The organism is Halosolutus sp. YCN4 (genome assembly GCF_059736495.1).
Window position 1 is genome coordinate 214,820 of the sequence record NZ_JCASSM010000004.1, and the last position, 11,937, is coordinate 226,756.

An 11,937-nucleotide genomic window follows, 5' to 3' on the forward strand; every position below is an offset into this window, starting at 1 on the left:
GTTCGTGTGTCGAAAAGCTATTAGGGCATACTGGTGAACTTCGAAGTACCTGAAAGAGCGTGAGGACATCGCTAGCAAAACATACGCTGATACTCAGACAACAAAAATGAGTACGCAATCAAGTGGTGAAAGTGCTGCTTTAGAACGGTCAGTCAAAAACCCGAATAGCAATTGTGAATATGCAATTAAGACTCGACCCGCAGTGCAATATGTCCTCGCGAAATCTAGTGACAACTACGTCTCTGAGCGACGTGTTCAAGCAATTCTGTTCTCTGCCGAGGTCAATTGGCAGTCGAATAATGACTATTCACTTCTTGATGCAACCTTCGAAAAAATCCGGCGAGGAGTCTATTCCAAGGAAATTCGGAAAGCGTTCCAATCTTTAGAGCTCCGAAGTCGTCGTGCATATCATGACGGTTATCAGACGCGAAAATTCGATACCCGACCAGTCGATACTCCTGACCAGAATGAAGTCGATGGAAAGGAAGTGGAAGAAGCATTTGACATGCTCGACGCTGTATTAGATGATGTTAGGGATGTTCCAGAGGACGATATTATGGGCTGGTGCTTGAACTTAGAGGATGTGAGATCGCTCAACTCTGGTACGGTAATTACGCTTGACTCACTGTCTGCTTAGACCTACGAACGTACTGCCACGAACAAGTCTCTAGGTCTCTCGGTCTGAATTGAATGGGGTTTCTGAGGTTTAATCACAGGTCTTGGCTGTATTGAGTACCTAGGTGAAGCAGTCACAACAGAACTCGTTAGATCAGCCTACTGCCTCGATCGTCTCACTCTCGCTGATTCTCTCGTAGTAGAGCTGACCGTTCTCGAACGCAGTCACACGGTAGTAGCGATGTTTACGGTTGTTGTGGCTGCCTCCACTAATCTTGATGATGTCTTCCTGTTTGAGGTCAGAGACATCCATGTGGTACTCGCCATCGATCTGCTGTTTGTCGAGCCAATCGCCATCGACGCCGTACTTGTCGTGCAGACCAGTGACACGAAGAATCCACGGCTTGACGGCCTTCAGGTTGGGATGGGCACTCAGCTCTCGCCAACTGACCCACTGATCGTTGACGAGATCGATAGTACGGCTATCGGCGAGATCAGCATCCTGCATTCGATTTTCGAGTTCAGTCTCGATTTCGTCGTGAATCGTTTCGAGCTGTTCATCTGATAGCTGTTCGATGTCGAGTTCGTCGGCCCAGTTGTCACTGTGAGTGTCGTCAGCGGTCATATCTTGCTAAGGGTGATTTCGATGAGTTAGTTGGATTCCTGCTGAGCCTGCTTCACGTCCCTGTACTGGCTCAGGAGTTCTGGCTCCCGGTTGAGCAGTTCCTTGAATGTGTCGAGGCCACGCTTCTCGAGATAGCGGTGAACGGCGTCAGCAAACTCTATAGCGGTGTGAGCCTCTGCATCCGGATTGTGATCTCGAGCCTCAGAGTAGACCTGCCCAGGGACTACTAGCGGCTCGTTCCAGTCATCTCGGAGCATCACCAGATGTGCTCGGAGGGCCGTATCGAATAACGTTTGATCCGACTCTCCGACTGGCTCTCCCAGGAGATCGGCTTCTAGACGGACGAGTTGAGCCATATCAGAGCCTGAACCGTCTTCTTCCGAAGGATACCCACGATCCATGGTTAGCTCAGATACCCTCCCTGGCTATCGCCGTAGACTTCTTCGTAAATTTCCTGACGCAGTTCGCGTCGATCCGTCTTGTCACGCTGATCGTAGTGCTTTTTAATGACCTCTGGGCTGACGTCGCAGCGATCAGCCAGTATTTCGATCGGGATGTTGTTCGACCTCTCAGCCGTTAGATAGCCCTTTCTGACGTTGTGAGTCGGTTGGGAAGACGGGCAGTTGGAGGCGCTATCGATGGTTTGTGCATCTTCGCATTCGTCTGGATCACGATCGTGCGGGCAGTCCTTGCCGATCTCGCACGGCCGGGTCCACTTGTAGATGTACTTACTAATCGTCGACTTTGCCATCCGGCCGTGCGTGGTGGTGATCAAGGGTTCACGACCGTGGTCATCAGTTACTTCGATCCGATTGTGTTCGATGTAATCATCGATGACCTCAGCGACCTCTTCGGGGATATTAACTTCTCGTTCTCCGGCTTTCTTATTCTTCAGAGTTGTTCCCCGATCAGGACGATGGTGAAATTCGATGAAGAGTTCGCTACGATTGGTATGAACATCTCCAATGTCAAGTGAGTGGACGCCGCCTCGACGACAGCCCAAGGCGCCGAGCAGAAGCCAGATGACGTGTTCGGTTGTGGCATACTCGTACTCTTCCAGATGCTGGATGATCTCATTCGCGCGGTCTTTCGACAGGTGTCCTTCCCTTACTTCGTCTTCGTAGCTGAGTTCGGGAGTCTGGATTTTGTCGGCTAAGCCTGTTTCGACTCCCTCGATGTCTTCAAGGAACCTGAGGAAATTCCTCATCAGGTACATCTCGTCACGCATCGTCTTGGGGCTGAGCGTCTTATATGACGACTCAGCTCGGCGCCACGCTCGATATTCGCGCATGGTCCGGCCGGTAAGCGCGTTGAGATTGTTGATACTCTCTAACTCACAGAACTCGACGAAGAATTCGAGACTTCGACGATAATCCTGAACCGTCGTGTCTACGAGATCCTTACGACGATCCTCAAGGTACATCTCAACTGCCTCCTCAGGAGTGATCGGTTCAAGGACAGTATCGGCAGAGAGTTTCTCGTGGATGGCGTTTAATTCAGACTGTAGTTCTGCCAACTCCTGGCTATTCTCCTCAGTAGAGGCATTATTAGACTTCTTTTGATTTTCGACAGGAGAGGAACCGGTACTCATTCGTCATCACCCCCCTCGCGTTCTTCGTAGAGCTTGTCTACATATGCCTCATACCCCTGTCTGATTTCTTCAGGGTATTGTTCCAAAATGCGGTCTCTATCTCTACAGAGTCGCAACTTATCATAGAATATTTTCTCATCCAAATACCACTTTGATGAATCATCGGGGTCTTGAAATACATGCCCTTCTGACTTCAAGTCCGATTTGTATCGACGGATTGTCTGCGAATTTGCACCCGCTACATGCTTGATTGCCCGTTCAACGTACTCACTTTTCACATATTCTCCATTAAATGAATTGTCATGTAGTCGTGAGGCGATCTCATTCAGTTTCTGCATCGTTTCGGGAGTGCTATCGCTATCACCCGATGTCCGTGTATGTACACCATCCTTCTGATCAAGGAGGGTCTTCACTTCCTGAAGTTCTTCAAGAAGAATGTCGAGGTTCGCTTCGATCCTAGCTGCTCGGTCGTTATCCATGTATTCGCGCAATGCGTTTTCTGTTTCCCTACCGAGGGCACCCGGACGACCGTCACGATGCTCTCGTGCAAACGAACGGAACCGATCTGCGACGGACCCATCGATTCGAACATTGAATTGCTCTCGATCGCTCATTAACTACCACCTCGGAAGCCACAGGTAGTCGACTCGAGTTTGATCAGCGGTTGTTCGCTATCACTGTGATAGCAACACAGTACCTTCTGGAACGCTTTCAGCTCTATACAGGCTAGAGAGAGCATTCTATTATCAGATCGAGACCGTCGCTGTCCCGGAGATAGCTGAGAATATGTTGTGGCATCCACCATCGTTGCAGAACGACCGACTACATACACACATGTCTTCGGCGTTGCTATCAAGGAAGTCGGCTGTTCGAAGATAACTTGATTGCTTTCAGCCAGAACATCTCGTTTGATCGCTCTATACGTCTCTACCGGGGTCTGAGTCGTTACAGGCATCTCTATCTCGGAAGGCCGCTTTCACCGACCGAATCAGCGATGATCGGAACACCGCTGCCGCCCGGGGCGCGACGCTTCCGCCCCCTCACTTGGGGGCGTCGCGCCCCGGGTATCAGAAGTAGAAACTACGGAACTCAATCTGTAGTTGAAGACGCCGCCTCTCCCCCTCCATTATAGTAATAGTTGAAGTCCCAATCTAATAGTTCTAGAATTGGCTACTTCTGAAGAGTTAGCACACAACTCACTAAACGGCGTCGGACGACAGGATCCAACTGTAGTCGTCCTTAGCGAGAACGACCTCTCCACCAATCTTCGATACGAACTCGTCTCCATCCCACTGGAATAAGTCTGCCCCACCGCGACCCGCATTTTCACGCACGGTGATAAGATTACGATCGTGAAGTCTTCTTAGAGTCTCCCGAACGTGCTCTTCACTAATTTCTCCTATGTCATCTCGACTCTTGAGTAGTTCGACGAGAGTATTCACAGTCTGTTGGGAGAGTGGTTTACGGGAATCAGTGTGGCTGGCGTGAATGAGAGTCTCCACGATTGCGGTCTGCTTTTTGTCTGTCTGTATCTCGATTTCAGTAGTAGGGGAAAACCAAGCGGGGACAGCCTTCGTGTTCACGTAAATCGTCGAACCACCGTCATTGATCACTGATTTGTGTCGCCCGAACCGGAGAACCGCCTGAATGACCTGGTGATGAGTGAAATACCGAAAAACCTCCTCGCCGATGCCTTCGAACGACTTCTCTATTCCTGACCCTTCTGAAGACGTCGGTTGACCGCAGAGGCCGCTCCACAGTTCGACAATATCGTCTCCTGGATACGGTGTCCCGGAAACAACCCCTAGCCTCTCTTTCTCGAACTCATTCGAGCTACGAACTGTTGCGTAGTTCTTTGCAAATGGGCTGAGATCGGTTTCACTATGTCCATTCTTTACATACTTCTCGATTAGTCCTCGCCTTTCGTACTCCTCCAGTGCCTTTTTTGTAGAAATGAGTGTGAAACGGCCCTGTTCAAGCGCCTGTACTGTTCTGAATCTCTGTTCATCTCGGTTACTGATTCGCCCACCTGCGTAGTGGTGCATTCCATCCCCAATCTGAACGAGGGTCATATTGAGAGCCGAATCGAGGTACGTAGCCAAATCTTCCCGTGGAATGATCGTTTCGTGCTGGAACTCCTCGTCAGCACCGAAAACGAGATTCCACAACTCGAGAGAGGGAAGGGCATCTAATCCGATAACCTGTGACGCCCCTTCCAGGAGTGGTGGTTTCAGAACGTACATTTCCCCAGTGTTCCGATCACGGACGCATTTCCAGTTTCTTCGTACACCAGTTTCAGTCCATTCGTCGTAGAGTTCCCGATCGTCGGTTGGAGGGGCGCGTTCTATACCTGGACTGAGTTTCTCCATACAGAGGGTACTGAGCGTCAGAAACGGCGCGATAAGGTTGGCTGCATCATGGCGGTATGTAGACACGTCCAGAAAATCGAAATCACGTGCAGCACGTTGGCTTGCCCCGTTTTCTTTGAACCAGTCCAATGCCTCCTGTCTCACCTCGCTGTCGTGACGTTTCACAATGAGATCGGTTAGGTCATTTAGTTCAGCTGGGAAATCTTCATCTTCGTCAGCAATCCGTTCAAGAAAATGTCGTACGATGTCGCCGGGGTGGTCAGGACTTCTCTTCGTTTCTGGAGATGGGTAACGTTCCAGAAATGGATCGGGATTGAATTCGTCGAGTACGACGACACGACCTTTCACGTAACTTGGCCGCTGGCTGTGCTTATGATGCCCTACCAGAAGGTCGATTTCGGACAGTTCGCGGTCAATTTTCCGAAGCCGCTGGATGTATTCACACCGGCCCTGGCCATCGTTACAGGGGGTATCTGCTACACTTGATGGGAGCGAGTGAACTTTTCTTCCCGAGTAACCCTTGTTGTATAACTGGGCCACAGAGGCTTCATCGCCCGAATTTTCGCCTCTAAAGGTAGGGCAATGACGATGAGGACTGGGAATAACCTCGTATCTGAGATTGAGATCGTCACACAGCTGTCTCGCCTCTTCGTACAAATCCGTGCGACCTGCAAGATATGTGACTGGCTTATCAGACGAAACAGCGGCTTTAATCGCAGAAGTCGTTTTACCGCTATTGGGCGGAGCTTCGATTAGAACGGGCTTTGCTTTGTCGTAAGCATCATTAACAAGTTTCTCCGTCGCTGTCCGAACCTCGTGGATGCTCTTCCGCTCTTGTGTAGATAACATAGAGACAGATCCTTCCCTACTGAAACCGGTTAGTCATTTCCAGTTTAGTCTGTCGTTCGATGTTCTACAAACACAGACGGAAGATGATATTGATAACAGCAGTTCTGTCCCCGGAAATTGATGATGGAATGACCGTCTGGATACCTACCACCAGCGGGAAAATCAAGAACGGGAACTCACAGAGAAACCTCCGGCGAACAGAACGATGAGTACCTTCGCTGACGGGTGAAGATAGAAGTTGTTTCGACCCCAGTAGCGCAAGATACAATTGCTTATTTTATACAAGGACACAGGATTACTCAGACCGCACGACTGGAACGCTGTCGGATCAAAACCCGCGGTGGTGCGCGGGTTGTCGTGCGGTCCGCTTGGAGGCAAACCGCATGATCGAATCAGACGCTGCGAGACTAAAATGTCTCGCTCGAGTCGAGAGGCATCGGACTATCATTGCAGACGAGTCAGACTGGGAGGTCACCCATGCCAGATAGCGACGGCACGATCAAGTGGGGAGACCTTCTGAGTAGTCGACGACGTGCCCTGATCGCCATGGTCCTGCTTGAGAACTGTGGTGGCGATCCGATCGACGTAGGAGAACTCGCTACGGAAGTAGCAAGACTCGAATCCCAGACTCAAGGACCCGTCGACAAGAAATCCCGTCAATCAGTTTATACAACGAGCACTCAATACCATCTCCCGAAGCTTGACTCGGCGAACGTCGTCAAATACGACTCCACCACTGTTGCCCCTGGGGAGTACCTTCGTCGCTACTACGCTTTTGCAGTTCTCCTGCCTGGATCTGGGATCGAGTCACGCCCGTTAAGTCCGTGACTAAAGAGACACGGGATCTAACAGAGAAAACTACCTGTAGAGCACATCTACGTGTATTATAGAGACCTCGATTTTAGCCAGCATATAGACTAATACCATGGGTTTGTAGACTGATCCGTGATCGAATCATTGGAAGAATCTCCCGAACGATTACCTACTGTATCAGAGTTCGAATCAGCGATTAAGTCACTCAAAATGGCTATCAAAGACCTCCCGACGAGTGCTCCGTCATTCCAAGATCAATCGCTTGACTTTGCCCAACTTCGTGATGGAACTGGAGGCTCAGCTCAGACTTGGCAAGAGATTGAGTCAGTAGTACGCTCTCAATTTGACCATCACCAACTGTATTCCGTTGATGGGGACGGGGCAGTGAGGCTAGCGAGAGCTATCGGCCGGTCACCAGAAGCCAAACAACCGATCATCAATCTGGAGGTCGAATTTAGGGAGAACGGCAAAGTGAGTGTTGTGTCGAGCTACTACCTTGATGGAGAGGAATATCCGTTCTTTCTCGGTGAACCCTCCTCAGCAACTAACGCGGCAGTGGTGGCAGCAGAGCTAACTGCATATCTCACTTTCATTACGGCAATCAAGAAAGGAGAAGAGAACCACTCATCGCCTATCTCGATCTCTGGAAGCGCTCCGAAAGCACACCAGCAGATGCGAAACGAACTATATACCGTGTGCGAGCAGATCGACCCAGTAAGAGAGGTAGCGATGCGACTCAAACATCGACCAGAGTGGCGGTACTTGGATACGCCTATGGCTCAGCGATCTTCTAGTGATACCCATTCGACGTCATGTCGAACCGATGGTGGAGAGTCAGTACAGTGTCTCATTTGCGGCGACGTACCTGTCCAAGGTCCGACGCTGAAATATAAAAATTGGGAGGGAAAGCTGATGTTCTGCGAGCCATGTCTCAGACTCGTCAAAAAATCGATCGAAGAAGAGCAAACGATACTAGAGGCGATCTCTGATGATTTAGGGTAACGTATAGGAATGGCGTGCTGAATACAGGGCGCGTATCTCGCACAGAATTATTTCCTGATTCGACCAGATCGGATCGGTCAACACAGGCGGTCTAATTTGTGAGATGAGTGTCTTGGGGATTGTGCTATCGGCCTATGAGTCCCAGTATCCGTCTGCGAACGTCCTCGGCTGAGTCATATGTTTGGTCATCAGTTGAAGAGAGTACCTCCTCCAGGGGTTTCTTGCCGCCCTGAATTTCAAGTTCATAATCGCCATAGGCCTCAACCAACTCAGTTGTCGTGGTTGGATAGTCGTGCGATTTGAGCGCTTCATCAAGATCACCAAGCCGCACGCTTTCGTCATCAAACAGCGGTTCCTTTTCATCGCCGCGGACTTTAGCCTCCTCTAATTCTCGCTCACGCTGGCGATTCTCTTCACCATCTGCTTGCTCATCTCGACCCTGTTTATCATCTGCCATATACAACAGTAGGAGATCCAGACGAATATAACTCTCGGCGGTTGGTTCGCAGGCACATTCTATCGGCTAATTCAGGATTCATTTGGAGAAAATAACGTAGCCCTTGTGCTGACTACATCCTCTGTATCTCGCACGGTATTCCTGACAGGTATTGAGTGATTCTACGAGCGGAGTGATACGTGAGGTCTCTATCTCTACCACCTCACCCATATCCTTTGCAGCGACTACGTGGCTGAATCATAAGAGCAGTAGAGGTGCGAATCCTGTCTGTTACTCAGTTCATCAATACAGGTGTTCTCAGTCAAAATGTTCCCCGTTTAAGATTGTGAGAGACCTTAACAGAGTCAGGGGGTAATTCATGATCACTAACGACGATGTGTTTGACGCGTTGGCGAATCTCCAACGCCGCCAATTGTTAGTCCGCTTGCTCCACAACGATTCGCAATCTGTCCCGCAATTATCCAGCGCGTCCCAAGAGGTATTACAGGCTCACGAACAATTTCTCCAAGAGTACCTGTCTGGATCACAGGAGATTTCCAAGGCGGACAAGTGAATATCCGTACTCACCACGTCCATCTGCCCAAACTGTCCGAGTACCACTACATCAAGTGGCATCGAGACGCCCAGCTTGTAACGAAAGGCTCTGAATTTGGCGATGTACGGCCCATGCTCGAAGTAATAGATGACCAGCGAGATGGGCATCTAGTACGAGAAGAACCGATAATTGTCCATAAATGAACGGTCACGCAGAAGCAGTAGACTCTCCATATTCTCCGACCAATGGATTCCGGAACTGAACGCTGTGTCCTTCGTCTACCTTGATCACTCTGCTCGTGATCCTTCCAGAATTATGTTTCAGCAGAAATATTCTGGTCCCAACCAGATCGTGCGGGTGTTATCCCGCTCTGTAATGGAAGGAGTTGGATTGTAAAACTCTTGTTTCAAAAAGGCTGGACCGGTCAGTGGGATACCTGTATCGACCGATTCGAGCAACGTCGATTCCAACCACCTTCTGTGACCGATTTGCGCCCTGTATGCAGCACGCTCGCAGAAACATACCCAGTTTCTGTTAGAAGTCGCGTGCTGACTACAGAGCATTCGTGCAGCACGACGACTACACTTATTTCACGCTGAAATCTGTGAACCATCCGCATACTACACGTGCGTACTGTTCGATATTCTCCAGTACATGACACTCAAAGTACGCCGTCACCATACCTGCTTATGGAGCGAGGAGATGTCTCTCCTCTATGACCGATTCGAGTAACGACGAGTTCGACCCAACAGCACCAGACCAACGGGAAATCGGCCGCGAAATGGTTGACGACAGTACGGGACTCGGTTCGGTGATGGCCCACGCCTATCGCGGAGAGATAGACCGAGTGGGGACGTGGCGGCAGCGCCTTGACCAGACGACGACGTGGGCGGTGACGCTGATGGCAGCAATCTTGACGTGGGCGTTTTCGAGTGCCGATAACCCACACTACCTCTTGCTGATCGGGATCGTTGTCGTCACCATCTTTCTGGGCATCGAAGCACGGCGGTATCGGGACTACGATGTCTTTCGCTCTCGTGCTCGAGTCATCCAAGAGAACTTGTTCGCAAACGCCCTCGATCCGTCCCAGGGCACTGAGAATCACGACTGGCGAGCGGAACTGAGTAGGGACTATCGCAGGCCAACGCTGAAAGTCTCGGTATACGAAGCACTCGCAAACCGACTCCGGCGTGTGTATCTTGCTCTGCTCAGTGTCCTATTGGTCGCGTGGGTCTTCAGGATTACAGCGTTCACACCGCGCCAGGACTGGCTGACAACCGCTGGAATCGCCCGTCTCCCTGGGATTGCTGTGATTGCCGTTGTGGGCGTGTTCTACGTCGCACTGCTGGGCGTCACCTTCTGGCCCCACGAGCGCCATGCCAAGGGTGAATTCCGTGAAGGAGACCCGGACGACTGGAAAGAGACAGACCGATAAATCCGTTCTCTGTACTGAGCTATCACCACCTTCGCAAATCAAGCCAGATGTCGTGCGACGTTCGCGCCTTGTATGCAGCACGCTCGCAGAAACATACCCAGTTTCTGTTAGAAGTCGCGTGCTGACTACAGAGTGTCCATCGGTCATTCCAGTGGATTAAGGCCGACGAATCGTTTCGGGGCTATATTTTCGATGTTAGAGACTTCTATGGGGTTGGGGAATTTCCCAAAGGCATTCAACAGCGCCTGTGACCATCTCCTCGTGGAGGACGGTATTGGAACTGTAGTGGGACGCGAGCAATCGACGCCCGTTCTGAGAGTGACTAATCTCAGTACCCTACGAAGCGTCCACATCCAACCGTGTCTGAGGTTTGAGTTCTGCGTCGGATCTTAGCGTTGTGATTCGCGGAGGATCAGCGGCTCGATGGCAAGAGTCCGTTTTGCTATGGTGACGATGCGAAGGACGTACGAGACGAACAGCATGAATGGAACGAGCGTCACCGCAAACGCACCGCCCACGACGAGGATGATGTGATCGAGACCGAGTGTGCTTCCTGGGAACGTCCCCGCATCGACGATTGCGACCATGATACCCGCAACGGCCAATGCCGGGACTGCAGCATAGAGAATCATCTGAGACAAGTCGATGAGTGCCCACTGGAAGTACAGCGTCTTGATGTGTTCGCGCGCCGGACCAAACAGAGACAGCGCTGTTTTGAGGTCGTCAAGCAAGCCGCGTTCTTCCTCATTGAGGCTCTCTTCGTATTCGTTCGCTATACGTTCGACTTGGAAGATTTTCCAGCTATAATTGAAATTTAGTGCAGCGAATAACACATCGAATGAGCCGAATTGCACATCCTCAAGTTGGTCACGCACCGTGTCAGCGTTCCCAGTGACGCTTTCAGCGAATTCATCGACCTCTTCTCGGAGGTTCTCATTATCATTCTTGTCAATAGACCCTCGAAGAGCCGTCGTCCGTTGTGCCGTGATTCCGATGATTTGCCGGAGGAATTCGGATGGATCAGCAGGACTCGGAGATCCAATTAATTCTTCAGTAAAGTCCCGGACATCCATCGAACTGGACATACGCTCGCGTTGATCGCCAAGCGGGCCGTTCTCTTGGGAGAGGACGAGCTGACCGATCGTGACGACGAGTGTCGTCCCAGTCACGATGACCGTGATCATCGTCGAGAACATCGTGTCGATCATGTCGCCAGACTCTATTTGCTGTGAAAACGGTGGATCGAGGACAGCGACGGTGATGACGAATGCGACGAACATGGCACTGGTCAGGAAGCTGGAGACGAGAAAACGGTTCGCGCGAAGCAGCAACCAGAGTTTAATCCGACTCTCGCCTGAGCGCTCACGCATCGTGTTGGCCGTACTGATGTCGGTCTCGTCAGTCATACTGGCTCACCCGATTGGGCAGGTCGCTTGAAAACGAGGTACTTGGTGCCGCCACCCTCGTAGTCGATCGTCTCCACAAACTCCCAGCCCTCTGCACCGAGTTGATTCAACTCTGCTTTCGGATCCTCTGCTTCTTTTTGGGTCTCATCGCGCGGTGGGCGAAGCGTCTCGTACTCCCAGCGGGTCACTTCTGATTCGGACATCACTACTAGTAGGTATTACAGCCCTCTATACCCATCC

General features: G+C 51.0%; 12 protein-coding genes. 4 read left to right on the forward strand and 8 right to left on the reverse strand.

The window, feature by feature from the left end:
• Positions 1-106: 106 nt before the first annotated feature.
• The gene (locus AC6I6X_RS15750; RefSeq protein WP_497931500.1) at positions 107-637 is read left to right on the forward strand and encodes a hypothetical protein; all 531 of its coding nucleotides are present in this window, start codon (positions 107-109) and stop codon (positions 635-637) included.
• A gap of 132 nt (positions 638-769) precedes the next feature.
• On the opposite strand, the gene AC6I6X_RS15755 is transcribed toward AC6I6X_RS15750, so the two are convergent.
• The 5 genes from AC6I6X_RS15755 to AC6I6X_RS15775 all read right to left on the reverse strand — a co-directional run bounded on the left by AC6I6X_RS15755 (position 770) and on the right by AC6I6X_RS15775 (position 6,049).
• Entirely contained in the window at positions 770-1,240 is a 471-nt protein-coding gene (locus tag AC6I6X_RS15755) for a hypothetical protein (RefSeq protein WP_497931501.1), read from the reverse strand.
• 26 nt (positions 1,241-1,266) lie between these two features.
• Positions 1,267-1,497: a hypothetical protein gene (locus tag AC6I6X_RS15760; protein ID WP_497931502.1), complete on the reverse strand. Its 231-nt coding sequence runs from the start codon at positions 1,495-1,497 to the stop codon at positions 1,267-1,269.
• A 146-nt stretch (positions 1,498-1,643) separates the two neighbouring features.
• Entirely contained in the window at positions 1,644-2,831 is a 1,188-nt protein-coding gene (locus AC6I6X_RS15765; RefSeq protein WP_497931503.1) for a tyrosine-type recombinase/integrase, read from the reverse strand.
• Entirely contained in the window at positions 2,828-3,445 is a 618-nt protein-coding gene (locus AC6I6X_RS15770; protein ID WP_497931504.1) for a hypothetical protein, read from the reverse strand. The genes AC6I6X_RS15765 and AC6I6X_RS15770 overlap by 4 nt, the downstream gene beginning before the upstream one ends.
• A gap of 585 nt (positions 3,446-4,030) precedes the next feature.
• A complete protein-coding gene (locus AC6I6X_RS15775) occupies positions 4,031-6,049 on the reverse strand; it encodes a hypothetical protein (protein WP_497931505.1) in 2,019 nt (672 codons plus the stop codon).
• Positions 6,050-6,526: 477 nt separating this feature from the next.
• Between AC6I6X_RS15775 and AC6I6X_RS15780 the strand changes: the two genes are divergently transcribed.
• Complete coding sequence (locus tag AC6I6X_RS15780; protein ID WP_497931506.1) at positions 6,527-6,877, forward strand: DUF7344 domain-containing protein; 351 nt, start codon at positions 6,527-6,529, stop codon at positions 6,875-6,877.
• Positions 6,878-6,994: 117 nt separating this feature from the next.
• The gene (locus tag AC6I6X_RS15785; protein WP_497931507.1) at positions 6,995-7,864 is read left to right on the forward strand and encodes a hypothetical protein; all 870 of its coding nucleotides are present in this window, start codon (positions 6,995-6,997) and stop codon (positions 7,862-7,864) included.
• 124 nt (positions 7,865-7,988) lie between these two features.
• Here the strand turns inward: AC6I6X_RS15785 and AC6I6X_RS15790 are convergent, their stop codons facing one another.
• Complete coding sequence (locus AC6I6X_RS15790) at positions 7,989-8,321, reverse strand: DUF5789 family protein (RefSeq protein ID WP_497931508.1); 333 nt, start codon at positions 8,319-8,321, stop codon at positions 7,989-7,991.
• Positions 8,322-9,571: 1,250 nt separating this feature from the next.
• On the opposite strand from AC6I6X_RS15790, the gene AC6I6X_RS15795 reads away from it, so the two are divergent.
• Positions 9,572-10,291, forward strand: coding sequence for a DUF2270 domain-containing protein (locus AC6I6X_RS15795; RefSeq protein ID WP_497931509.1), 720 nt, complete (start codon positions 9,572-9,574; stop codon positions 10,289-10,291).
• Positions 10,292-10,680: 389 nt separating this feature from the next.
• Here AC6I6X_RS15795 and AC6I6X_RS15800 read toward each other — a convergent pair whose 3' ends face one another.
• Together AC6I6X_RS15800 and sp36 are read right to left on the reverse strand one after the other, a co-directional pair.
• Entirely contained in the window at positions 10,681-11,697 is a 1,017-nt protein-coding gene (locus AC6I6X_RS15800; RefSeq protein ID WP_497931510.1) for a DUF7972 family membrane protein, read from the reverse strand.
• Entirely contained in the window at positions 11,694-11,900 is a 207-nt protein-coding gene (sp36, locus tag AC6I6X_RS15805) for a Sp36 family protein (RefSeq protein ID WP_012945603.1), read from the reverse strand. The genes AC6I6X_RS15800 and sp36 overlap by 4 nt, the downstream gene beginning before the upstream one ends.
• Between the last annotated feature and the right edge of the window lie 37 nt (positions 11,901-11,937).

What these genes read in the sequence shown, in the direction of transcription:
- AC6I6X_RS15750 (WP_497931500.1), top strand. Translation starts at nt 107, where the DNA reads ATGAGTACGCAATCAAGTGGTGAAAGTGCTGCTTTAGAACGGTCAGTC.
- AC6I6X_RS15755 (WP_497931501.1), bottom strand. Translation starts at nt 1,240, where the DNA reads ATGACCGCTGACGACACTCACAGTGACAACTGGGCCGACGAACTCGAC.
- AC6I6X_RS15760 (WP_497931502.1), bottom strand. Translation starts at nt 1,497, where the DNA reads ATGCTCCGAGATGACTGGAACGAGCCGCTAGTAGTCCCTGGGCAGGTC.
- AC6I6X_RS15765 (WP_497931503.1), bottom strand. Translation starts at nt 2,831, where the DNA reads ATGAGTACCGGTTCCTCTCCTGTCGAAAATCAAAAGAAGTCTAATAAT.
- AC6I6X_RS15770 (WP_497931504.1), bottom strand. Translation starts at nt 3,445, where the DNA reads ATGAGCGATCGAGAGCAATTCAATGTTCGAATCGATGGGTCCGTCGCA.
- AC6I6X_RS15775 (WP_497931505.1), bottom strand. Translation starts at nt 6,049, where the DNA reads ATGTTATCTACACAAGAGCGGAAGAGCATCCACGAGGTTCGGACAGCG.
- AC6I6X_RS15780 (WP_497931506.1), top strand. Translation starts at nt 6,527, where the DNA reads ATGCCAGATAGCGACGGCACGATCAAGTGGGGAGACCTTCTGAGTAGT.
- AC6I6X_RS15790 (WP_497931508.1), bottom strand. Translation starts at nt 8,321, where the DNA reads ATGGCAGATGATAAACAGGGTCGAGATGAGCAAGCAGATGGTGAAGAG.
- AC6I6X_RS15795 (WP_497931509.1), top strand. Translation starts at nt 9,572, where the DNA reads ATGACCGATTCGAGTAACGACGAGTTCGACCCAACAGCACCAGACCAA.
- AC6I6X_RS15800 (WP_497931510.1), bottom strand. Translation starts at nt 11,697, where the DNA reads ATGACTGACGAGACCGACATCAGTACGGCCAACACGATGCGTGAGCGC.
- sp36 (WP_012945603.1), bottom strand. Translation starts at nt 11,900, where the DNA reads ATGTCCGAATCAGAAGTGACCCGCTGGGAGTACGAGACGCTTCGCCCA.